Genomic DNA, 22508 nt, shown 5'->3' on the forward strand with positions numbered 1-22508 from the left:
CGTTAAGTGTGTGTTTCCGGAGACAATTCTATTTATTCCGGCCAGCGTGAAAATCGGGCGAATCGCCCTGAGCCGTAGGAGAAGGGTGCCGCGCTGATGGGGAAGGGGCGACGGGATCGCCGGAAAAAAGCGGGGGGAGGGGAGGGAGAGAGCGGCAGCCATCGGCTGCCGCCGTGTACATCAAGGGATAGCGACTTCGATGACGCCGTCGGCTGCCACGCTGACCTGACTGGTGCCAGCCTCGACATCCGGAGTCGGCGCGGCGTCGGCACGCTCGGCCTTCATCATCATGACCGGCGCTCGCAGGTAAGGCTGCGGGAAGCCTGAGGTGTTGAGGTTCAGGTTGACCAATTTGTAGCCAGTGCCACCCAAGGCGTCGGTGACCAGTTTCGCGCGGGCGCGGAACGCGGTGACGGCATCCTTGAGCAGCGTGTCCTCGCTGGTCTTGCGCGCAGGGTTGGAAATGGAGAAGTCCATGCCGCCCATCTTCATGTCGCCACCCAGCAGGTCACCGGTCAGCTTCGACAGTGCAGCAAAGTCGGCGCTTTCCAGGCGGATTTCGGCATGCTCACGCCAGCCGGTGATCTTCTGGCCCTTGTCGTCGTAGATCGGGTAGCTGTTGCGGCTGCCCTGACGAATGTTGATGTCCTTGACCTGACGCGCTTCGCCCAGGGCCTTGTTCAGGGTTTCAGTAACGCCGGCCGCCAGTTTGGCGGGGTCGGTGTTCTGCGCTTCGGTGTAGAGGGTGACGGTCATCAGGTCGCGCTGCACCTCCTGGCTGACCTCGGCGCGGACCGAAACCTGGTTGTAGTGAACGTCGTCGGCGAGGGCGGGGGTGCTGGCCAGCGCGAGTGCGCCGAGGGTGAACAATGTGGCAGTAGGGCGAAGGCTGAACATAAAAACTCCTTGTTTGGCGAACCGTCGCGGGGCGTATTGCAATCCCTTGGCCGACGGATGCCCATGAGACTGTGAACCCGGAGGCTTGTTCCTGAATACGCCTGCGGACCTCAAATGGATGTGGCGCTTTGACGCACTTTGACGGCAACTGTTGTCCCATTGGTTATACTCGCTCCGATTCGCCTGGAGCGCTCATCAGGAGAGCTCATGCTCGCCCCCTTGCAACTGCTTTCCGCTACCCGTCAGAACCTCTGGCGCCTGACGTTCATCCGCATTCTGGTGCTGGGTGCCCAGGCCGGCTCGGTAGGCTTCGCCTATCTGTTCGATCTGCTGCCGCTGCCCTGGCTGCAGCTGGACATCACATTGGGTTTCTCGGCGATCGTCTGCCTGCTGACGGCCATTCGATTGCGCACCTCGTGGCCGGTGACCGAGCTCGAATACGCGGTGCAACTGGCGTTCGACCTTTTTATCCACAGCGCGCTGCTGTACTTCTCCGGCGGCTCGACCAACCCGTTCGTTTCCTATTACCTGGTGCCGCTGACCATCGCCGCCGTGACGCTGCCTTGGCGTTACTCGCTGATCCTGTCGGGCATCGCGCTGGCCTTGTATACCCTGATGCTGGCCAAGTTCTTTCCGCTGAATGCCTTCGTGGCCCGCGAGAACATGCAGATCTACGGCATGTGGCTTAGCTTCGCGCTGGCGGCCGGGGTCATCACTTTTTTTGCTGCGCGCATGGCCGAAGAGCTGCGCCGTCAGGAACACATGCGTGCCTTGCGCCGCGAAGAAGGCGCCCGCGATCAGCAATTGCTGGCGGTGGCGACCGAAGCCGCCGGCGCCGCCCATGAACTTGGCACGCCGCTGGCGACCATGAGCGTGCTGCTCAAGGAAATGCAGCAGGACCACAAGGACCCTGCGTTGCAGGAAGACCTCTCGGTGCTGCAGGATCAGGTCAAGCTGTGCAAAGAGACGTTGCAGCAACTAGTGCGTGCCGCCGAAGCGAATCGTCGGCTTTCGGTCCAGGAACAGACCGTCACACACTGGCTCGATCAGGCGCTCAATCGCTGGCACCTGATGCGCCCGGAAGCTACTTACCGCTTTCAGCGTCTGGGGCAAGGCGATGTGCCTAAGCTGGCGCCGCCGCCGGACCTGACCCAGGCACTGCTGAACCTGCTCAATAACGCCGCCGATGCCTGCGCCGAAGGGCTCGAGGTGAATCTGGACTGGACCGCCACCGAGATTCGCCTCAGCATCCGCGATCATGGCGCCGGCGTCCCGTTGGCCATTGCCGAGCAGATCGGCAAACCCTTTTTTACCACCAAGGGCAAAGGCTTCGGCCTTGGCCTGTTCTTGAGTAAGGCCAGCGTGACCCGCGCGGGCGGCTCGGTGAAACTCTATCCTCACGAGGAAGGCGGCACGCTTACCGAGCTGCGCCTGCCCCGTGACGCACGAGGAGATGAAGCATGACTGACGAAATCCAGGTTGAAGGCGAAGAATTGCCGCACCTGCTGCTGGTGGACGACGACGCCACTTTTACCCGCGTGATGGCACGGGCCATGGCGCGCCGTGGCTTTCGCGTGAGCACCGCCGGTTCCGCCGACGAGGGCCTGGCCCTCGCGCAGCAGGACATTCCGGACTACGCCGCCGTCGATCTGAAAATGGAAGGCGACTCAGGGCTGGTGCTGTTGCCCAAGTTGCTGGAACTGGACCCGGAAATACGCGTGCTGATCCTGACCGGTTATTCGAGCATCGCCACGGCGGTCGAAGCGATCAAGCGTGGCGCCTGCAACTACCTGTGCAAACCCGCCGATGCCGATGACGTGCTGGCAGCGCTGCTCTCCGAGCATGCCGACCTGGACACACTGGTGCCGGAAAACCCGATGTCGGTGGACCGCTTGCAGTGGGAGCACATTCAGCGCGTGCTGACCGAGCACGAGGGCAATATCTCCGCCACGGCGCGTGCCTTGGGCATGCATCGGCGCACGTTGCAGCGCAAGTTGCAGAAGCGCCCGGTCCGTCGTTAAGCAGGGACTGCTTCTTAAAGATTTATTCATGGAAGATCGTCTGTGGCGTCTGGCACATTGGCGCCAAACGCCTATAACTGCCCGCTGCCGAGCTTTTTGCCATGAATTTTGATGTAGACGAATCCAGGGTCAATGACGCTGTAAACGGGAATTTCTTTTCCCGGGTCTGGAAGCTGGTGACGCCCTACTGGCGCAGCGAAGAAAAAGGCATGGCCTGGGTGCTGCTGATCGCAGTGATCGTGCTCTCGCTGTTCAGCGTGTTCATCTCGGTACTCGTCAACAGCTGGTACCGCGACTTCTACAACGCGCTGCAGAACAAGGATCTTGGGGCCTTCACGCACCTGATCCTGTACTTCTGCGGCATTGCCGCCATCGCCATTCTCGGCGCGGTGTATCGCCTCTATCTGACCCAGATGCTGACCATCCGCTGGCGTCGCTGGTTGACCGAGCAGCATTTCGCCAAATGGCTCGCGCACAAGAACTACTACCGCTTGGAGCAGGGCGGTTACACCGATAACCCTGACCAGCGTCTGTCCGAAGACCTCAACAACTTCACGTCCGACACCCTCAGCCTGAGCCTGGGCCTGCTGCGTACGGTCGTCAGTCTGGTGTCGTTCTCGGTGATTCTGTGGGGCGTGTCCGGCAGCATCGAGCTGTTTGGCATCACCATTCCCGGCTACATGTTCTGGGCCGCGCTTATTTATGCAGCGGTCGGCAGCTTGCTGACCCACCTGATCGGCAAACGCCTGATCGTCCTGAGCAACCAGCAACAGCGTTACGAAGCCGACATGCGTTTCTCGCTGGTGCGCGTTCGCGAAAACGCCGAAAGCATCGCCCTGTCCGACGGCGAGGCCAACGAAAATCAGCGCCTGAGCGCGCGCTTCGGCATGGTCTGGAGCAACTTCCGGACGATCATGAAGGTGCAGAAGCGCCTGACGTTCTTTACCGCCGGTTACTCGCAGATCGCAATCGTCTTCGCCTTCGTCGTGGCCGCGCCGCGTTATTTTGCCGGCAAGATCGAACTGGGCGAGCTGATGCAGATCAACTCGGCGTTCGGCAACGTGCAGGAGAATTTCAGCTGGTTCATCGACGCGTACACCCAGCTGGCGTCGTGGCGCGCCACCTGTGATCGTTTGCTCAGCTTCCGTCAGGCCATGGACGAAAACGAAGCGCGCGTACCGGCCATCAAGGTCAGTCATGACAGCGACGCCTTGCAGCTCCAAGGCCTGGCGCTGTCCCTTGCAGGCGGTCGCCAGTTGCTGCAAAACGCCAACATCAGCATTGCAGCAGGCGAGAAGGTCATGCTCAGCGGCCGCTCCGGCAGTGGCAAAAGTACGCTGCTGCGGGCGATGGGCGGGTTGTGGAAAGAAGGCCACGGTGCGGTGAAATTACCGTCCAGGCGTGCGTTCTTCCTGCCGCAAAAACCGTATCTGCCCATTGGCACGCTGCGCGAGGCGCTGAGTTATCCCCAGGCGCCCGAAGTCTATCCTGCCGAACGCTTTGCGCAAGTGCTGGAAACTTGCCGCCTCGGTCATTTGATCCCTCGACTGGACGAGAGCGAACATTGGCAGCGCATGCTGTCACCGGGTGAGCAACAACGCGTCGCGTTCTCCCGCGCCCTGCTGTTCGCGCCGGACTGGCTGTACCTGGATGAAGCGACTTCAGCGATGGATGAAGAAGATGAAGCCGCGCTGTATCAGGCGTTGCTGGACGAGTTGCCGGGTGTGACCTTGCTCAGTATCGGCCATCGCAGCAGCCTCAAGCGCTTCCATCGTCGGCACCTGCGCATCGACGGCGGTCAGCTGCATGAGCAGCCGCTGACTGAAACGGCACTTTAAGCGTAAAGTGCCGTAAAACCCGGCGCCTCATCGGGGTTGTTGTGTGATCACACAACCCGGTGAGCTATCATCAGCGTTCAGCGTATTTAGAGATGCATGTTGGATATGGAAAATCAGAGCGCTCCGCCTCGCGCCCGCCGAAAGCACCGCAGTCTTGCGCAGGAATTGGTCACCGAACTCTCCGAGCGCATCCGTAGTGGCGGACTCAAGCGCGGCGATAAGTTGCCCACCGAGTCTGCCATCATGGAAGAGCAGGGCGTCAGCCGTACCGTCGTACGCGAAGCCATCTCGCGTCTGCAGGCGTCCGGGCTGGTGGAAACCCGGCACGGTATCGGTACCTTCGTCCTCGACACGCCCAGCCCGAGCGGTTTCCGTATCGATCCCGCGACCATCGTGACACTGCGTGATGTTCTGGCGATTCTTGAGCTGCGCATCAGCCTGGAAGTCGAGTCGGCCGGCCTTGCCGCTCAGCGCCGATCCTCCGAACAACTGGCCGACATGCGCGCCGCCCTCGATGCGCTCAACGAAAGCGCGGCCCATGCCAGCGATGCCGTGGGTGCTGATTTCCAGTTCCACATGGCAATCGCCCTGTCGACCGGCAACCGCTACTTCACCGACATCATGAATCACCTGGGCACCAGCATCATTCCCCGCACCCGTCTGAACTCAGCGCGCCTGGCCCACGACGACAACCAGCACTACATGAGCCGCCTGAGCCGCGAGCACGAGGAAATCTACGACGCCATCGCGCGCCAGGACTCCGATGCCGCCCGCGCCGCCATGCGCCTGCACCTGACCAACAGCCGCGAACGCCTGCGCCATGCCCATGAAGAGGCTGAATCGCAGCGGGCTTGAGGTGGATTGATTGATAGGGGATCGCATTGCTGCGGTGCCCTTGATCGAACAAGCTTATGGCTGGGTTATTCGACGTTTGGATCGATCGGTGCGCGTCTCCATTTTCGCAGGGCCTTGGTGAGCGCTACGCATGTCAGCGTTGAAGCGATAAGCGTCACGCTGAGCGTCAAGAGAATGAGCATGTCTTCGCCGTCTTCCAGACCCTCCAAATTGAAGAGCGTTAGTAGCCATACATAAGCATTCATCCCGGTTTCAGTGTGAAGTATCCATTTCATCGGTCCGCCAATCATCACCCAGCGTTCGAGGAATATCGAAAGCGTAAGTGTGAAGATGATTTGCAGGAATATCGCCAGCATTCTAATCATTTGGCCCCCTGAGAGTTTTCCAGCACATCCAACACTCCGAAGTATTTGATTCCTGTGCTAGGCAAGATTTCCCCTGGCAGATTTCTCAAGGATCGACGTAGCTCATCGAATGCCAACTTCGATGTCATGGTCACGCAGCCCTGGCTAATTCCCTGTGGTCCAACCGGATGAATCCGGAACGCGCTTCGCTGAATGTTGTTGATAGCCGTCTGGTCGTCCACTTCGCCGTCGTCTCGGTAAAGGCTGAACCACTCGCTCCTGTCACTTCCTGCAAATACGTCTTTAACTGGTTGTCTGATCCAGCCCAGCATGCCACCAGATTCTCGGTCTAATATGTAATACCTGCCGAGGGGCAAAGGCCCCTCCTTAACTACATCCTGATAGCGTGCATTATTAACGTACGTCGCAACATCTCCGGAAAACGCTTCGTAACTTCTTCCCTCACACGTCAACTCACTCAACGGCTCGCCGTTGAGTACATAGGTGCAGTAAGCAATATTCGGGTTCCGCTCATTTTTACCAGCCATGTCAGCTATCCTCCAACGGGTCGGCGTTACGCGTATACCTTGTTCGCAACACCATCCCAGCCCCCGACTATCTGGCCGCCGCCTGATCCATCGGAGCGCTTCTGCTGTATGTAGGTCATCTTGATCCGTGCGTAATTCAAACGGACTGTTTCAGTGGGGAAACCGGTTTCTTTGCTGCCGTTGCCATTCAGCGAGACTGACGAAACAATCACTTCCTCAAGCTTTATTTCCAAGTACTTGATCTTGTCGTTGCCCGCCCGATTTAACGCGATGGTCACTTCTTTGAAGTGCCTGCCACTGCAGCAGGCTTCGTGCAGCTTAGGTGTTGCTTTATCGACAGCTTTTCGGAAGTACAAATCACTCATTTTCGCGCGGCCACTGCTGGCCCCGCCCGAGCTCGTCGTGGTTGCGGAGGCTGACTGGCTGGCGCCGACATCAAAGTCTTCCATCTCAATCCAGTCTTTGAACTGGGCATCCAGTGACTCACCCGGGATGTCAGCCATTTTCAAAAATGCATCAATTGCCATTTCGTTTCGTTCCTTGCGGTTCGCGGTGATTAAGAATTTGAATTTGAACCGCAACGACTTTATCGACGTGCTGTGCCCTGCAGAAGGTTTTCCAGGCAGGTGCGCGAGCAGTTTCAGAGAAGGACTACAACGTCTGGATCACTGGACTACGGAATAATCCGAGAGGGCGGTGAAAGCGTTTGATTTTGGCCATATGCCGTAGGAGTGAGCTCGCTCGCGATCGGCTGCGCAGCAGTCGTAAAGCTGAAGCTGCGGTTCTTTCCGACATGCCGCATTCACAAGGATGCTGCCGCTTCGCGCCAGATCGCGAGCAAGCTCACTCCTACAACCTGCGACGAGTCGCGGATCCTCAGGCGACGCTGATCAAATGCAGGAGCGCGCTTGCCCGCGAATGCGGCGTGTCATTCAGCGCAGCGGTGTCTGGAGAAATGCGTTCGCGAGCAAGCTCACTCCTGCAAATAGCGCCATTTAGCGCAGCCCTTGGGGCGAATGCGGCATGTGATAAGCAGGCGCCGCTGCCCATGGCCACATCAGCCAGGCACCACTCATCCTCGCCCGTCATAAATATTTCAAAACGCTATTGAGTGATCTCCCTACCAGTTGTACGATGACTTACGACATCAGCACAGGACTGGTGCTTCATCCACAAAAATAGCTCCCCAGGGTGTTCGAATAATGAATCCACAAGAACTGAAGTCCATCCTCTCTCACGGTCTGCTGTCCTTTCCGGTTACCGATTTCAATGCCCAGGGCGACTTCCACCGCGCTGGCTACATCAAGCGTCTGGAATGGCTCGCTCCTTACGGCGCCTCCGCTCTCTTCGCCGCGGGCGGCACAGGTGAGTTCTTCTCCCTGACCGGCGACGAATACTCCGAAATCATCAAGACTGCCGTCGACACCTGCGAAACCAGCGTGCCAATCCTGGCGGGCGTCGGTGGCCCGACTCGCCAGGCCATTCAGATGGCTCAAGAAGCCGAGCGTCTGGGTGCCAAGGGCCTGCTGCTGTTGCCTCATTACCTGACTGAAGCCAGCCAGGACGGCGTTGCCCTCCACGTTGAAGCGGTCTGCAAATCGGTCAAGATCGGCGTCGTCGTCTACAACCGTAACGTCTGCCGCCTTACGCCTTCGCTGCTGGAGCAACTGGCCGAGCGTTGCCCTAACCTGATCGGCTACAAAGACGGCCTGGGTGATATCGAACTGATGGTTTCGATCCGCCGTCGTCTCGGCGACCGCTTCTCGTACCTGGGTGGTCTGCCCACCGCAGAAGTCTACGCCGCCGCCTACAAGGCGCTGGGCGTGCCGGTCTACTCCTCGGCGGTGTTCAACTTCCTGCCGAAGATGGCGATGGACTTCTACCGCGCCATCGCCAAAGACGATCACGAGACCGTCGGCAAGCTGATCGACGATTTCTTCCTGCCGTACCTCGACATCCGTAACCGCAAACACGGCTATGCCGTGAGCATCGTCAAGGCCGGCGCCAAGCTTGCCGGTTACGACGCAGGTCCGGTCCGCGCTCCGCTGACTGATCTGACGTCGGACGAAGTGGACATGCTGGCTGCACTGATGGACAAGCAGGGCAAGCAGTAACCGCCCAGTCGCCGCAAAACCGCTGAGTGATCAGCGGTTTTTTGCCCTCGGGGTTTCGCTAACGGATACCTGGCAGCACCGCTTCAAATCGCATCTGTTTTAGGGGCAGGGGCGAGCAGCACACACATAAGATCGTTTACCCGCACAAAAAAATAATTAGTGGGAGTTTCGAACATGCAGAAAACCAAGCCGACGCACGTCCGCTATTTGATCTTGCTCATGCTGTTTCTGGTGACCACGATCAACTACGCCGACCGTGCAACCATCGCCATTGCGGGCTCCAGCCTGCAAAAAAGCCTCGGCATCGACGCCGTTACCCTCGGTTTTATCTTCTCCGCATTTGGTTGGGCGTACGTCGCTGGCCAGATCCCCGGCGGCTGGCTTCTGGACCGCTACGGTTCAAAGAAAGTCTATGCACTGAGCATCTTCACCTGGTCACTGTTCACCGTGCTGCAAGGCTACGTCGGTGAGTTCGGTCTCTCGACCGCCATCTTCCTGTTGTTCGCCCTGCGCTTCATGGTCGGCCTCGCCGAAGCACCGTCGTTCCCCGGCAACGCCCGTATCGTGGCGGCCTGGTTCCCGACGTCTGAACGCGGCACGGCCTCGGCGATCTTCAACTCGGCGCAGTACTTCGCCACCGTGCTGTTCGCCCCGATCATGGGCTGGATCGTTTACACCTTCGGCTGGCAGCACGTGTTCATCGTGATGGGCAGCATCGGCATCCTGTTCTCGCTGATCTGGCTGAAAGTTATCCACAGCCCGCGCAACCACCCGAAAATCAACAAGGAAGAGTTCGATCACATTGCCAACAACGGCGGCATGGTCGACATGGATCAGGACAAGGGCAAAGGCTCCGCCAGCGGTCCGAAATGGGACTACGTGCGTCAGTTGCTGACCAACCGCATGATGCTCGGCATCTATCTGGCTCAATACTGCATCAACGGTATCACCTACTTCTTCCTGACCTGGTTCCCGGTTTACCTGGTTCAAGAACGCGGCATGACCATCCTCAAGGCGGGTTTCATCGCCTCGCTGCCGGCCATCTGCGGGTTCATCGGCGGCGTGCTGGGCGGGATCATCTCCGATTACCTGCTGCGCAAGGGCCACTCGCTGACCTTCGCACGCAAGGCACCGATCATTGGTGGCTTGCTGCTGTCGACCTCGATCGTGACCTGCAACTACGTCGACATCGAATGGGTCGTGGTGGGCTTCATGGCACTGGCCTTCTTCGGCAAGGGCGTGGGCGCACTGGGCTGGGCGGTCATGTCCGACGCATCGCCGAAACAAATCGCCGGTTTGAGCGGCGGTCTGTTCAACATGTTCGGTAACATCGCTTCCATCACCACCCCGATCGTCATCGGCTACATCATCAGCACCACCGGTTCGTTCAAATGGGCCCTGGTGTTCGTCGGCGCCAACGCGCTGGTGGCGGTGATCAGCTACATCTTCATCGTCGGTGAAATCAAACGTGTAGAACTCAAGGAAACCCCAAAGAAGGGTGCCTTGCCGGCCAGTGAAGCCGAGCTTTCTCAAGCGAAACTCTGAGGAAAAACCGTGATGAACTTGATCCAGCATGCCGACTCGCCGCGTTACATCCGCCTGCATGCGCTTGATAACGTCGTCGTCGTGGTCAATGACCAGGGCGTTCCCGCGGGGACTGAATTCGATAACGGTCTGGTGACCGTCGACAACGTGCCGCAGAGCCACAAGGTGAACACCGTGGACATCGCCGAAGGGGAGCCGATCATTCGTTACGGCCACACCATCGGCTATGCGCTGCAGCCGATCCCGAAGGGCAGTTGGGTCAAGGAAGATCAGCTGCGCATGCCATCGGCGCCGGCGCTGGACAGCCTGCCGATGTCCGATGCTGTGCCGGTCAGGGGTGAGCCGCTGGAAGGCTTCACCTTCGAGGGTTACCGCAACGCCGACGGCACCGTCGGCACGCGCAACATCCTGGGCATTACCACGACCGTACAGTGCGTCACCGGGGTTCTGGATTTCGCCGTCAAGCGTATCCGCGAAGAGCTGCTGCCCAAATACCCGAACGTCGATGACGTGGTGGCGCTGACCCACAGCTACGGCTGTGGCGTCGCCATCACTGCCAAGGACGCGTACATCCCGATCCGCACCGTGCGTAATCTGGCGCGCAACCCGAACCTGGGTGGCGAGGCGCTGGTGATCAGCCTGGGCTGCGAGAAGTTGCAGGCCGATCAGGTCATGCACAGCGACGACGCCTCGGTCGATCTGAGCGAACCCTGGCTGTATCGCTTGCAGGATTCCAAGCACGGCTTCAACGAAATGATCGAGCAGATCATGGAATTGGCCGAGACGCGCCTGAAGAAGCTCGACCAGCGCCGTCGCGAAACCGTGCCGGCGTCGGAATTGATTCTGGGCATGCAGTGCGGCGGCAGCGATGCGTTTTCCGGCATCACCGCCAACCCCGCATTGGGTTATGCCTCGGACTTGCTGCTGCGCGCGGGCGCGACCGTGATGTTCTCGGAAGTAACCGAGGTGCGTGACGCCATCTACCTGCTGACTTCACGTGCCGAAAACATGGAAGTGGCTGAGGGCCTGGTTCGCGAAATGGACTGGTACGACCGTTACCTGGCCAAGGGCGAAGCGGACCGCAGCGCCAACACCACGCCGGGGAACAAGAAGGGCGGGTTGTCGAACATTGTGGAGAAGTCCCTTGGGTCGATCGTCAAGTCCGGCAGCAGCGCGATCAACGGGGTACTTGGCCCTGGCGAACGGGTGACCCGCAAAGGCCTGATCTTCTGCGCAACGCCGGCGAGCGATTTTGTCTGCGGGACGTTGCAGCTGGCGGCCGGGATGAACCTGCACGTGTTCACCACTGGACGCGGTACGCCGTATGGTCTGGCGATGTCACCTGTGGTGAAAGTGTCGACCCGCACCGAGCTGGCCCAGCGCTGGCCCGACCTGATCGACATCGATGCCGGGCGCATTGCGACCGGGCGCGCAAGCATCGAGGACTTGGGATGGGAGCTGTTCCACTTCTATCTGGACGTGGCCAGCGGCAAGAAAAAGACCTGGACCGAGCACTACCGTCTGCACAACGACATCACCCTGTTCAACCCGGCGCCGATTACCTAAGCAATCCGCGCTACAACGCCGAGGGAACCGGCGTGCTGGCGAACGCATAGGGTCAGACGACACTTTCGTTGCTGACCCACGGCCTTCGCCAGCAAGCCGGCTCCTACGGATCTTCATACAACTCAGACGCCAGGTTTGATGCCGACCCACTGTAGGAGCGCGCTTGCCCGCGAATGCGCAGGCTCAGGCAACACTGCCATCGCTGACCCACCGCCTTCGCCAGCAAGCCGGCTCCTACGGATCTTCATACAACTCAGACTCCAGGTTTGATGCCGATCCACTGTAATAGCGCGCTTTCCCGCGAATGCGCAGGCTCAGGCAACACTGCCATCGCTGACCCACCGGCTTGCTGGCGAACGCGTCAAACCATACAACGCAAATATTGTTGACCAACCCATTCGCGAGCAAGCGGCTCCCACAGTATGTGAGCCCTGGCGCATCAGCGGCTCGTCACCAACTCTCCCTTCTCCTCACCCGCCTCAGGCTCCGGCTCCGGAAACGCCTCGGTGTGATCAAACTCCACGCCTTCGCCCATTGCCATGTACTTCTTGCGAAGCGCGTGCAATTCCCGCTGGTTGAGGTTATCGAGGCTCAGCACGGCGTTCTGCGCGTCTTTAGTCACGCGCAGCATTTCGTCGATCTTGATATGCATCTGATCGGTGTCGCGGTTCTGGGTGTTCTGAATCAGAAAAACCATCAAAAAGGTGATGATGGTCGTGGACGTGTTGATGATCAGCTGCCAAGTGTCGTTGTAGTGGAATAACGGCCCGGTCACAGCCCACACACAGATCAGCGCAATCGCCACGAGGAAGGTTCGTGGGCTGCCGGACCACTGCGACAGAGCCTGCGCGAACTTCGAGAATTTCATTAACGGGTTTCCTTCGTTGACCAAGAGAGATACCCAAGGGACCACGCTAAGTCTTTGAAATTTCTTCTTACAACATGAAATTGGCGACAGGTTTCAGTCCCAGCCGAACACATCCCGCGCGTTGCTGGTGCTCGCCGCGGCCAGCGTGTCGGCAGGTATGTTCATGAGTTCGGCGATGGCCGCGCAGATATCGGGAAGATGCTCTGGGCTGTTGCGCATGCCTGGAAACATCGCTGGCGCCATGTCCGGTGCATCGGTTTCCAGCACCACGCTCTCCAGCGGCAGGTCGGCGATCACCCGATGCATGCGCAAAGCCTGCGGCCACGTCGCTGCACCCCCCAGCCCCAGCTTGTAACCCAGCTTGATGTACTCGCGCGCTTCCTCGCGGCTGCCGGCGAAGGCGTGAACGATGCCACAGCGCTTGAGCCTGAAACGCTTGAGCGCAGCGATGGTGTCGGCGTGGCTGCGGCGCACGTGGAGCAGGACCGGGAGGTTGAAGTCGGCGGCCATTTGCAGTTGTTGGTCGAGCAAGGTCTGTTGTTGCGGGCGGTCGAGGGATTCGATGTAGTAATCCAGGCCGATCTCGCCCACGGCGCACAACTTGGGATGCCCGGCCAGCCGCGTCAGCCAGTCGCGCAATTGCTGCACATGCTCGGGCTGATGCTCTTCAAGGAAGACCGGGTGCAAGCCCAGCGCGGCATACACCGAAGGCTCGCTGAGCGCCAGATCCCACACTCGCTGCAGATTGCGCTGATAGACGCCCAACACCACGATGCGCTCGACACCCAGCTGCATGCTGTTGGCGAGGACTGCATCACGATCGGCGTCGAAATCGTCGAAATCCAGGTGCGTGTGGGTGTCGATCAGTCGCACGTTGCTTACGCCTCGTGAATCCGCTGCTTGAATGTCCGCACGATGGCATGCACGCCCGGCTCGTACTGATCCTGCTCGATGGCCGACAACGCCAGCGCGAGCGCCTTTTCGGCAATCAGATGATGCTGCTGAGCCATGGCATTGACCGGCAACGGCAGGAAATCCAGCAGCTGAGTGTCACCGAACGTGCCCAGGTGGAGTTGGTCCGGGTTCAGGCGGCGCTGGTGCAGCAAGTCGAAGACCCCTTGCAGCAGGACGTAGGAGGTCGTGATCAGTGCATCGGGGAAATAACCCAGGCGATCGAGCATAACGCTGGCCAGTTGCAGGCCGCAGTCACGGCTGAACGCGTCGCCGTGTTCGATGATCACCGAGCCTTCGAAACCTTCCAGCGCGTCTTCAAAGCCCTTTGCCCGAGCCTTACTGACGCTCAGCTCCGGCTGCGCGCCGAGCAGGGCGATATGTCGAGGTTTTATCTCCAGCAGGCTGCGGGTCAGTTGCTGGCTGGCGTCGTGGTCATCGCTGACCACCGAACAGAAGTGCGCCGGGTCCATTTCGCGGTCGATGGCGATGACCGGAACCCCTTGCTGCTGCAGCGCACGGTAGCTGTCATCGCTGGCCGGCAGGCAACTGGCGACGAACAGCGCATCGCAGCGTCGCGCACGAAAAAGCTGCAACAGCTGCAACTCGCTGATGGGATCGTCGTCTGAACTGGCGATCAGCAATTGGTAACCGCGCGCGCGGGCGCCCTGTTCCAATTGCTTGGCGATGCGCGCGTAACTGGGGTTTTCCAGGTCGGGCAGGATGAAGCCCAGTGTTCGGGTATGCCGGCTGCGCAGCCCGGCAGCCTGCGGGTTGGGCCTGAAGCCATGGGCGTCGACCACCGCCCGCACGCGCTCGACCGTTGCACTGCTGATGCGTTGCTGTTCGGCCTTTCCGTTGATCACGTAGCTGGCCGTGGTCACAGAAACACCGGCCAGACGCGCAATATCACTGAGTTTCAAGCCGGGCATCCTTTCGTGATGAGAAGCAAAAGTGGGAGCTGAACTACCGTGGCAGGGATTTTCACCGATTAACAGCCATCATGACAGCAGACCGTCGCCTCGTAGGAAGCTTGTGACCCGCACGGGATGTTTCCTACACGATTCGACCGGATGAGCTTCAAACCGCCGGAATTATCAAGTAACGTGCGCGGCACTTCAGATTAAACGATTCAGCAGGCCTGTTTATGGCACTTTTTGCCCAATCGGACCTCTGAATGCCGCATTCAATATTCGCAAACCGTCAGTCATCGGTGTGTACGACCGGTCCTACAACAAGAATCTGGCGCGACCCCGCGCAGCACAGGAGAACGCAATGCTCGAGCTGACCATAGAGCAAATTTCCATGGACCAGTCGGCGGTGGACAAGCCCGCCGCGTTGCAACTGCTGGCTGACTTGCTCGTTGCCGACGGCTTGGTGGCTGCCGGCTACCTTGCAGGCTTGCAAGCGCGTGAGCAACAGGGCTCGACCTTTTTGGGGCAGGGCATTGCCATTCCCCATGGCACGCCAGAGACCCGCGACCAGGTGTTCGCCACTGGCGTGCGCCTGATGCAATTCCCCGAAGGGGTGGACTGGGGCGACGGGCAAATGGTCTATCTGGCCATCGGCATCGCCGCCAAGTCCGACGAACACCTTCGCTTGCTCCAGCTACTGACCCGCGCCCTCGGCGAGAACGACCTGGGCGAAGCGTTGCGTCAGGCCAAGGATCCCGAGTCGCTGCTCAAACTGCTGCAAGGCGCGCCCCAGGAACTGGCCCTCGATGCGCAGATGATCAGCCTGGGCGTCATGGTCGATGATTTCGAAGAACTGGTCTGGCGCGGCGCCCGTCTGCTGCGCAAGGCGGAGTGCGTGAACAACGGTTTCGCAGCGGTGCTGCAGCAGGTCGAGCCGCTGCCGTTGGGCGAAGGCCTCTGGTGGCTGCACAGCGAACAGATGGTCAACAAACCCGGCCTGGCGTTCGTCACCCCGGACAAACCCATGCGTCATCTGGGCCAGTCGCTGACCGGCCTGTTCTGCCTCGCCAGTCTGGGCGAGTCCCACCAGGCACTGCTCGAACGCCTTTGCGCTTTGTTGATCGAAGGTCGCGGCCACGTCCTGGGTGAGGCGACCAGCAGCCGCGCCGTGCTTCAGGCATTGGGCGGCGAAGTACCGCCGGACTGGCCGAGCGAGCGAGTGACCCTGGCCAATGCCCACGGCCTGCATGCGCGTCCGGCGAAAATCCTCGCGCAGTTGGCGAAGGGTTTTGATGGCGACATCCGTGTGCGCATTGTCGACGGCACCGAGAATCCGGTGTCGGCCAAGAGCCTGAGCAAACTGCTGAGCCTCGGCGTGCAGCGCGGTCAGACCCTTGAGTTCATCGCCGAGCCGACGATTGCTGCCGACGCGTTGCCTGCATTGATCGCCGCGGTCCTCGAAGGCCTGGGCGAAGAAATTCAACCGTTGCCGACCCACACCGAAGCCGCAGCCGCACCGGCAGTTGTGGAGAAAACCCTCAGCGCGCCGGCTCCAGGCGCACAGATTCAGGCCGTTCCTGCAGCGCCCGGCATCGCCTTCGGCCCGGCCCACGTGCATGTTCTGCCGGTGTTCGATTACCCGGCCCAGGGCGAATCGCAAAGCGTCGAACACGAACGTCTGCACAGCGCGCTGGCGCAGGTGCGCATCGACATCGAGCAATTGATTCAGCGCAGTACGGCGAAGGCCATTCGCGAGATTTTCGTCACCCACCAGGAAATGCTCGCCGACCCCGAACTGGTCGACGAAGTGGCGCAGCGCCTGAAACAGGGCGAAAGCGCGGCTGCGGCATGGATGAACGTCATCGAGGCCGCCGCCCGTCAGCAGGAACAGCTCAAAGATGCGCTGCTGGCCGAACGTGCCGCTGACCTGCGGGATGTTGGTCGCCGCGTATTGGCGCAGATCCTTGGCGTCGAGGACCTGGTCGAGCCGGAAGAACCTTACATTCTGGTGATGGACGAAGTCGGTCCGTCCGACGTCGCCCGTCTGGACCCTGCCCGTGTCGCCGGTATTCTCACCGCGCGCGGCGGCGCCACGGCCCACAGCGCAATCGTTGCCCGGGCGTTGGGCATTCCCGCGCTGGTCGGTGCGGGCGATGCGGTGTTGCTGATCAAATCCGGCACGCAGCTGTTGATCGACGGCCAGCGCGGGCGTCTCGACGTCGCGCCGGACGAAGCGACCCTGCAGCGCGCCTTGCGGGACCGCGACACCCGCGAGCAACGCCTCAAGGCTGCCGCCGCGCTGCGCATGGAGCCGGCGATCACCCAGGACGGCCATGCCGTTGAGGTCTTCGCCAACATCGGTGACAGCGCCGGTACGCCGGCAGCAGTGGAGCAGGGCGCCGAAGGGATTGGCCTGCTGCGCACCGAATTGCTGTTCATGGCCCACAGTTCCGCGCCGGATGAAGCGACCCAGGAAGCGGAATACCGCCGCGTGCTCACTGATCTCGACGGCCGCCCGCTGGTGGTTCGCACCCTGGACGTCGGCGGCGACAAACCGCTGCCGTACTGGCCCATCGACAAAGAAGAAAACCCGTTTCTCGGCGTGCGCGGCATTCGCCTGACCCTGCAGCGCCCGGACATCATGGAAAGCCAACTGCGCGCCTTGCTGCGTGCGGCAGACAATCGCCCGCTGCGCATCATGTTCCCGATGGTGGGTACCGTTGAAGAGTGGCGTCAGGCCCGCGACATGACCGAGCGTCTGCGTCTGGAGATCCCCGTTGCCGACCTGCAATTGGGCATCATGATCGAAGTGCCGTCGGCGGCGTTGCTGGCGCCGGTGCTGGCCAAGGAAGTGGACTTCTTCAGTGTCGGCACTAACGACCTGACCCAGTACACGATGGCCATTGATCGCGGTCACCCGACCCTGTCCGCTCAGGCTGATGGTCTGCACCCGGCGGTGTTGCAACTGATCGACATCACCGTGCGCGCGGCCCATGCCCATGGCAAATGGGTGGGCGTCTGCGGCGAATTGGCCGCCGATCCGCTGGCGGTGCCGGTGTTGGTCGGTCTGGGTGTGGATGAATTGAGCGTCTCGGCGCGGAGCATCGGCGAAGTCAAAGCCTGCGTCCGTGAATTGAATCTGATCGAAGCCCGGAAACTTGCGCAGGCGGCCTTGGCCGTTGGCAGCGCGGCGGACGTGCGTGCCCTCGTGGAGGGGCTGTAATGGCGAAAATTCTGACATTGACCATGAACCCGGCGCTGGACTTGACCGTGCAGTTGGGCCCCTTGCAGATCGGCCAGGTCAACCGCAGCGACGCCATGCTCAGCCACGCGGCGGGCAAGGGGATAAATGTCGCGCAGGTGCTGGCTGATCTGGGGCACGAGCTGACCGTCGCGGGCTTCCTCGGCGTCGATAACCAGCAGCCGTTCGAAACCCTGTTCGCCAAGCGCGGCTTCGTCGACGAATTCGTGCGGGTGCCGGGCGAGACGCGCAGCAACATCAAGCTGGCGGAAAGCAGTGGGCGCATTACCGACCTCAACGGCCCGGGCCCGGAAGTCAGCCCGCAGGCGCAACAAGCGCTGGCCGCTCGGATCGAGCAGATCGCGTCGGGTTTTGATGCGGTAGTCGTGGCCGGCAGTCTGCCCCGTGGCGTCAGCCCCCAGTGGCTGAAAACCCTGTTGCTGCGCCTCAACGAGATGGGCCTGAAAGTGGCCCTGGACACCAGCGGCGAAGCGTTGCGCGCCGGACTGGAAGCGTCGCCGTGGATGATTAAACCCAACACCGAAGAACTGGCCGACGCCCTTGATGCGCCGATCATTTCCATCGCCGCGCAAGCGGAAGCGGCGGCGGACCTGCGCCGGCGTGGCATCGAGCATGTGGTGATTTCCCAGGGCTCGGAAGGCGTTCACTGGTTCAGTTCCAACGTGGCCTTGCAGGCATTGCCGCCCAAAGTCACCGTCGCCAGCACCGTCGGCGCGGGGGACTCGCTGCTGGCCGGCATGGTTCACGGCTTGCTGTCTGGGCACAAACCCGAGCAAACCTTGCGGACTGCCACGGCCATTGCGGCCATGGCCGTCACTCAGATCGGCTTCGGCATCAATGATCCGGCGCAATTGAAACGTCTGGAAAGCGGCGTCAACGTCCGCATCCTGACGGCATAACAAGAGAGGAAGTGTGATGAAGTTAGCCATCGTTACGGCCTGTCCGAACGGCAAAATCAGCAGCGTCCTCAGTGCCCGTCTGCTGGATGCGGCGGCCCAACGCCAGGGTTGGAGCACCAGCGTCGAGATCCACGATCCGCGTCATCCGGAAAAGCAACTGTCGCCGGGCGACATCGAAGCGGCGGACTGGGTGCTGGTGGTCAACACCGGCACGCTGGACCTGGCGCGCTTCTCCGGCAAGCGCCTGTATCAGGCCACGCCCGCGCAGGCGTTGCAGGACGCCGATGGCTTTCTGCGTTCAGCAGCGGCGCTGGCGACCGAGCACACCGCGACGTCCGCCCCGTCTGCTACGCCTAGCGCGCAGCCGCGTCTGGTGGCAGTGACGGCGTGCCCGACCGGCGTCGCTCACACGTTCATGGCCGCCGAGGCGATTCAGCAGGCGGCGAAAAAGCTCGGCTATGACCTGCAGGTGGAAACCCAGGGCTCGGTCGGTGCGCGTAATCCGCTCAGCGCCCAGGCCATTGCCGACGCCGATGTGGTGCTGCTGGCGTGTGATATCGAAGTCGCCACCGAGCGTTTCGCCGGCAAGCGCATCTATCGCTGCGGCACCGGTATTGCGCTCAAGCAAGCTGAAGCGACGCTGAAAAAGGCGCTGGCGGAAGCTGAGGTCGAGTCCACCGCTTCGGCATCCAAAGCGTCCTCCAAAAAGGAAAAGACCGGCGTCTACAAACACCTGCTCACCGGCGTGTCGTTCATGTTGCCGATGGTGGTGGCCGGCGGTTTGCTGATTGCGCTGTCGTTCGTGTTCGGCATTCACGCGGCAGAGGAACCGGGGACGTTGGCGGCGGCGCTGAAACAGATCGGCGCGGGCGCGGCGTTCCAGTTGATGGTGCCGTTGCTGGCCGGTTACATCGCTTATTCCATCGCGGACCGTCCGGGCCTTGCGCCGGGGATGATCGGCGGGCTGCTGGCGAGCACCCTGGGCGCCGGCTTCATTGGCGGGATCATCGCGGGATTCTTGGCGGGCTACAGCGCCTGGGCGGTCAATCGTTACGCGAAGCTGCCGGCCAGTGTCGAAGCCTTGAAGCCGATTCTGATCATTCCGCTGCTGGCGAGCCTGTTCACCGGGCTGGTCATGATTTACGTGGTAGGCAAGCCTGTCGCCGGCATGCTCGAAGGACTGACCCACTTCCTCGATACCATGGGCACGGCGAACGCGGTGCTGCTCGGCGTGCTGCTGGGCGCGATGATGTGTGTGGATCTGGGTGGGCCGATCAACAAGGCGTCCTATGCGTTCTCCGTGGGCTTGCTGGCCTCCAGCAGCGGCGCGCCGATGGCCGCGACGATGGCTGCCGGCATGGTGCCGCCGATTGGTATGGGTATCGCCGCGTTGATTGCCCGACGCAAGTTTGCCCAGAGCGAACGTGAGGCGGGCAAAGCGGCCTTCGTGCTGGGGCTGTGCTTCATCTCCGAGGGCGCGATTCCGTTTGCCGCGAAAGACCCGCTTCGGGTGATCCCGGCGAGCATCGCGGGCGGCGCGCTGACCGGTGCGCTGTCGATGTTCTTCGGCTGCAAACTGATGGCGCCCCACGGTGGTTTGTTCGTGCTGCTGATCCCGAATGCGATTAACCATGCGCTGCTGTACCTGCTGGCGATCGTGGCAGGCAGCGTCGTGACTGGCGTGCTGTACGCGCTGCTGAAACGGCCTGAAACCGCAGAGCTTGACGCGGTGCCGGCCGGCGCATAACCGCGGGCATTTTAATGTAGGACCGGCTTTAGCCGGGAAGAGGTCGGTGTGTTCGCCATCAGATTTTTGGTGTGAGTGCCGACGCATTCCCGGCTAAAGCCGGTCCCACAAGTTCGGGTCTGGCCGGCGGAGATGTGCTGGATGTCAGGGCGTATTCGCGAGCAAGCTCACTCCTACAGGGGGCTGAGTGCGCCCCGGAATTCCGCGGCCGGACACGATCAATTGTAGGAGCGCGCTTGCCCGCGAACGCGATACGCCTGGCGCTGAAGAGGTGTCGGATGTACCAAGATCTTCGCGGGCAAGCGCGCTCCTACAGTTTTGCGTTAAGCCCGCCATCTAGTTCCCTGTCATCTCCCGCAAACAATCCGCTGCTAGCGTCCTCTCTTTGGCATTCGCTTGAGGAGGATAAACATGTCCCGGTTCGACCTGACTCGCCGCCGTATCATCCAGGCCGCTGGCGCTGGATTGTTGTTGCCGGGTCTTGCGCCCGCGGTAATCGCGTCAGTGAAGGATCGCCCGAAGATGACCGACGGCGTGCAGTCCGGCGACGTGCTCGGCGACCGCGCCATGGTCTGGAGCCGCAGCGACCGGCCTGCGCGTATGGTGGTCGAATGGGACACCCGCAGCATGTTCACCAACCCCCGCCGCACGGTCTCGCTGCTCGCTGACCAGCGCTCTGACTTCACCGCACGCGTCGAACTGACCGGCCTGCCGGCGGATCAAGCCATTTTCTACCGCGTGTTCTTCGAGGACGCGCAGACCGGCGTCGCCAGCGAACCCTGGTTCGGTCATCTGCGCAGCGTACCGGTCAATCGCCGCAATATCCGCTTCGTCTGGAGCGGCGACACCGTCGGCCAGGGCTTCGGCATCAACCCCGAGATCGGTGGCATGCGCATCTATGAAGCCATGCGCCTGCGCTTGCCGGACTTCTTCATCCACAGCGGCGACACCATTTACGCCGACGGCCCGGTGCCTGCCGAAGTGGTCACCGAAGGCGGGCGCGTCTGGCGCAACATCACCACCGAAGAGAAGAGCAAGGTCGCGGAAACCCTCGACGAGTACCGCGGCGCCTACCGCTACAACCTGATGGACGAGAATATGCGTCGCTTCAACGCCGAGGTCCCGCAGATCTGGCAGTGGGACGACCACGAAGTGACCAACAACTGGTCACCGAGCAAGCAGCTCGACGACCGCTACAAGGTCAAGGACATCCAGTTATTGGCAGCCCGCGGGCGTCAGGCGTTTCTCGAATACGCGCCGATGCGCCTGCAGAGCGCCGACAACTGCGGGCGTGTCTACCGCAAGATCGCTTACGGCCCGATGCTGGACGTGTTCGTGCTCGACATGCGCAGCTACCGTGATGGCAACGACGCCAATCTGGCCGACAAGGCCGGGCCGACCACCGCGTTTCTCGGCCGCGAGCAACTGGATTGGCTCAAGCGCGAACTTCAAGCTTCCGGCGCTCAGTGGAAGGTCATTGCCGCCGACATGCCCATCGGCCTCGGTGTGCCCGACGGCGAGATCAGCCCCGGCGTGATGCGTTGGGAGGCCATCGCCAACGGAGACGACGGCGCGCCAAAAGGCCGCGAACTGGAGGTCGCCGAACTGCTCGGGTTCCTGCGCCAACAAAAGATCCGCGACACCGTCTGGCTGACCGCTGACGTGCATTACTGCGCGGCTCACCACTACCACCCGGATCAGGCGGTGTTTCAGGATTTCGACCCGTTCTGGGAGTTTGTCGCCGGGCCTCTGAATGCGGGCAGTTATGGGCCTAACACCCTCGACAAGACCTTTGGCCCTGAGCTGGTATTCCAGAAGGCTCCGCCGGCGCAGAACACCTCACCGTTTGCCGGCTTCCAGTTTTTTGGTGAGGTGAACATCGACGGCCAAAGCGGAGCGATGACCGTGACGCTGCGGGATCTGGACGGGGTTTCGGTGTTTGAGAAGAAGCTGCAACCGGCCAATCAGGCCTGACGCAATACCCCGTAGGAGCGTGGCTTGTCCCGCGATCTGGCGCGAAGCGGCAGCAAAACCTGTAAACACGGTGATGTCTGAGGTACCGCATTTACCGAATTCACGACTGCTTCGCAGCCGATCGCGGGACAAGCCGCGCTCCTACAGGCAATGCGGTCCCGCTTC

At 61.1% G+C, this 22508-nt stretch carries 18 protein-coding genes; 11 read left to right on the plus strand and 7 right to left on the minus strand.

Going from position 1 to position 22508, the window contains the following annotated elements; all coding sequences use genetic code 11:
• Window positions 1-180: 180 nt before the first annotated feature.
• Complete coding sequence (locus ACYAR8_RS20120; protein ID WP_074886537.1) at window positions 181-897, minus strand: SIMPL domain-containing protein; 717 nt, start codon at window positions 895-897, stop codon at window positions 181-183.
• 207 nt (window positions 898-1104) lie between these two features.
• On the opposite strand from ACYAR8_RS20120, the gene ACYAR8_RS20125 reads away from it, so the two are divergent.
• From ACYAR8_RS20125 to ACYAR8_RS20140, 4 genes are all read left to right on the plus strand, one after another.
• Entirely contained in the window at window positions 1105-2361 is a 1257-nt protein-coding gene (locus ACYAR8_RS20125) for an ATP-binding protein (protein ID WP_463580859.1), read from the plus strand.
• The gene (locus tag ACYAR8_RS20130; protein WP_463580860.1) at window positions 2358-2918 is read left to right on the plus strand and encodes a response regulator transcription factor; all 561 of its coding nucleotides are present in this window, start codon (window positions 2358-2360) and stop codon (window positions 2916-2918) included. The genes ACYAR8_RS20125 and ACYAR8_RS20130 overlap by 4 nt, the downstream gene beginning before the upstream one ends.
• 101 nt (window positions 2919-3019) lie before the next feature.
• Window positions 3020-4756, plus strand: coding sequence for an ABC transporter ATP-binding protein/permease (locus ACYAR8_RS20135; protein WP_463580861.1), 1737 nt, complete (start codon window positions 3020-3022; stop codon window positions 4754-4756).
• Window positions 4757-4861: 105 nt separating this feature from the next.
• Window positions 4862-5611: a FadR/GntR family transcriptional regulator gene (locus tag ACYAR8_RS20140; protein ID WP_463580950.1), complete on the plus strand. Its 750-nt coding sequence runs from the start codon at window positions 4862-4864 to the stop codon at window positions 5609-5611.
• A gap of 65 nt (window positions 5612-5676) precedes the next feature.
• On the opposite strand, the gene ACYAR8_RS20145 is transcribed toward ACYAR8_RS20140, so the two are convergent.
• The 3 genes from ACYAR8_RS20145 to ACYAR8_RS20155 are packed head-to-tail and all read right to left on the minus strand — an operon-like array spanning window position 5677 to window position 7030.
• Window positions 5677-5976: a hypothetical protein gene (locus ACYAR8_RS20145; protein ID WP_074886525.1), complete on the minus strand. Its 300-nt coding sequence runs from the start codon at window positions 5974-5976 to the stop codon at window positions 5677-5679.
• Window positions 5973-6503, minus strand: coding sequence for a DUF2778 domain-containing protein (locus ACYAR8_RS20150; RefSeq protein WP_463580862.1), 531 nt, complete (start codon window positions 6501-6503; stop codon window positions 5973-5975). The genes ACYAR8_RS20145 and ACYAR8_RS20150 overlap by 4 nt, the downstream gene beginning before the upstream one ends.
• A gap of 26 nt (window positions 6504-6529) precedes the next feature.
• Window positions 6530-7030 carry an Hcp family type VI secretion system effector gene (locus tag ACYAR8_RS20155; RefSeq protein ID WP_065990148.1) on the minus strand — a complete coding sequence of 167 codons (501 nt, stop codon included), beginning with the start codon at window positions 7028-7030 and terminating at the stop codon, window positions 6530-6532.
• A gap of 675 nt (window positions 7031-7705) precedes the next feature.
• On the opposite strand from ACYAR8_RS20155, the gene kdgD reads away from it, so the two are divergent.
• The 3 genes from kdgD (at window position 7706) to garD (ending at window position 11728) form a co-directional block, all read left to right on the plus strand.
• On the plus strand, window positions 7706-8617 hold the full coding sequence (gene kdgD, locus ACYAR8_RS20160) for a 5-dehydro-4-deoxyglucarate dehydratase (protein ID WP_074886516.1): 912 nt from the start codon (window positions 7706-7708) through the stop codon (window positions 8615-8617).
• A gap of 174 nt (window positions 8618-8791) precedes the next feature.
• The gene (locus tag ACYAR8_RS20165) at window positions 8792-10162 is read left to right on the plus strand and encodes an MFS transporter (protein ID WP_074886513.1); all 1371 of its coding nucleotides are present in this window, start codon (window positions 8792-8794) and stop codon (window positions 10160-10162) included.
• A 12-nt stretch (window positions 10163-10174) separates the two neighbouring features.
• Window positions 10175-11728: a galactarate dehydratase gene (gene garD / locus ACYAR8_RS20170; protein WP_108120831.1), complete on the plus strand. Its 1554-nt coding sequence runs from the start codon at window positions 10175-10177 to the stop codon at window positions 11726-11728.
• A 439-nt stretch (window positions 11729-12167) separates the two neighbouring features.
• Here garD and ACYAR8_RS20175 read toward each other — a convergent pair whose 3' ends face one another.
• The 3 genes from ACYAR8_RS20175 to cra all read right to left on the minus strand — a co-directional run bounded on the left by ACYAR8_RS20175 (window position 12168) and on the right by cra (window position 14470).
• Complete coding sequence (locus ACYAR8_RS20175; protein ID WP_463580863.1) at window positions 12168-12596, minus strand: low affinity iron permease family protein; 429 nt, start codon at window positions 12594-12596, stop codon at window positions 12168-12170.
• Window positions 12597-12689: 93 nt separating this feature from the next.
• A complete protein-coding gene (locus tag ACYAR8_RS20180; protein WP_074886507.1) occupies window positions 12690-13469 on the minus strand; it encodes a TatD family hydrolase in 780 nt (259 codons plus the stop codon).
• 5 nt (window positions 13470-13474) lie between these two features.
• Window positions 13475-14470: a catabolite repressor/activator gene (gene cra / locus ACYAR8_RS20185; protein WP_074886504.1), complete on the minus strand. Its 996-nt coding sequence runs from the start codon at window positions 14468-14470 to the stop codon at window positions 13475-13477.
• Window positions 14471-14822: 352 nt separating this feature from the next.
• On the opposite strand from cra, the gene ptsP reads away from it, so the two are divergent.
• The 4 genes from ptsP (at window position 14823) to ACYAR8_RS20205 (ending at window position 22343) form a co-directional block, all read left to right on the plus strand.
• Window positions 14823-17684, plus strand: a complete 2862-nt coding sequence (gene ptsP, locus ACYAR8_RS20190; RefSeq protein WP_463580864.1) for a phosphoenolpyruvate--protein phosphotransferase — start codon at window positions 14823-14825, stop codon at window positions 17682-17684.
• Window positions 17684-18622, plus strand: coding sequence for a 1-phosphofructokinase (pfkB, locus tag ACYAR8_RS20195; protein WP_463580865.1), 939 nt, complete (start codon window positions 17684-17686; stop codon window positions 18620-18622). The genes ptsP and pfkB overlap by 1 nt, the downstream gene beginning before the upstream one ends.
• A 16-nt stretch (window positions 18623-18638) precedes the next feature.
• Window positions 18639-20369 (plus strand): PTS fructose-like transporter subunit IIB, encoded by a 1731-nt coding sequence (locus ACYAR8_RS20200; protein ID WP_463580866.1) that lies wholly within the window; start codon window positions 18639-18641, stop codon window positions 20367-20369.
• A 411-nt stretch (window positions 20370-20780) separates the two neighbouring features.
• Window positions 20781-22343, plus strand: a complete 1563-nt coding sequence (locus tag ACYAR8_RS20205; protein WP_463580867.1) for an alkaline phosphatase D family protein — start codon at window positions 20781-20783, stop codon at window positions 22341-22343.
• Window positions 22344-22508: the final 165 nt, after the last annotated feature.

It is taken from the genome of Pseudomonas sp. HP_01, assembly GCF_055284355.1.

Excerpts from the sequence above, each read along its gene's own strand:
- ACYAR8_RS20120 (WP_074886537.1), bottom strand. The coding sequence starts at position 897 with ATGTTCAGCCTTCGCCCTACTGCCACATTGTTCACCCTCGGCGCACTC.
- ACYAR8_RS20125 (WP_463580859.1), top strand. The coding sequence starts at position 1,105 with ATGCTCGCCCCCTTGCAACTGCTTTCCGCTACCCGTCAGAACCTCTGG.
- ACYAR8_RS20130 (WP_463580860.1), top strand. The coding sequence starts at position 2,358 with ATGACTGACGAAATCCAGGTTGAAGGCGAAGAATTGCCGCACCTGCTG.
- ACYAR8_RS20135 (WP_463580861.1), top strand. The coding sequence starts at position 3,020 with ATGAATTTTGATGTAGACGAATCCAGGGTCAATGACGCTGTAAACGGG.
- ACYAR8_RS20140 (WP_463580950.1), top strand. The coding sequence starts at position 4,862 with ATGGAAAATCAGAGCGCTCCGCCTCGCGCCCGCCGAAAGCACCGCAGT.
- ACYAR8_RS20145 (WP_074886525.1), bottom strand. The coding sequence starts at position 5,976 with ATGATTAGAATGCTGGCGATATTCCTGCAAATCATCTTCACACTTACG.
- ACYAR8_RS20150 (WP_463580862.1), bottom strand. The coding sequence starts at position 6,503 with ATGGCTGGTAAAAATGAGCGGAACCCGAATATTGCTTACTGCACCTAT.
- ACYAR8_RS20155 (WP_065990148.1), bottom strand. The coding sequence starts at position 7,030 with ATGGCAATTGATGCATTTTTGAAAATGGCTGACATCCCGGGTGAGTCA.
- kdgD (WP_074886516.1), top strand. The coding sequence starts at position 7,706 with ATGAATCCACAAGAACTGAAGTCCATCCTCTCTCACGGTCTGCTGTCC.
- ACYAR8_RS20165 (WP_074886513.1), top strand. The coding sequence starts at position 8,792 with ATGCAGAAAACCAAGCCGACGCACGTCCGCTATTTGATCTTGCTCATG.
- garD (WP_108120831.1), top strand. The coding sequence starts at position 10,175 with ATGAACTTGATCCAGCATGCCGACTCGCCGCGTTACATCCGCCTGCAT.
- ACYAR8_RS20175 (WP_463580863.1), bottom strand. The coding sequence starts at position 12,596 with ATGAAATTCTCGAAGTTCGCGCAGGCTCTGTCGCAGTGGTCCGGCAGC.
- ptsP (WP_463580864.1), top strand. The coding sequence starts at position 14,823 with ATGCTCGAGCTGACCATAGAGCAAATTTCCATGGACCAGTCGGCGGTG.
- pfkB (WP_463580865.1), top strand. The coding sequence starts at position 17,684 with ATGGCGAAAATTCTGACATTGACCATGAACCCGGCGCTGGACTTGACC.
- ACYAR8_RS20200 (WP_463580866.1), top strand. The coding sequence starts at position 18,639 with ATGAAGTTAGCCATCGTTACGGCCTGTCCGAACGGCAAAATCAGCAGC.
- ACYAR8_RS20205 (WP_463580867.1), top strand. The coding sequence starts at position 20,781 with ATGTCCCGGTTCGACCTGACTCGCCGCCGTATCATCCAGGCCGCTGGC.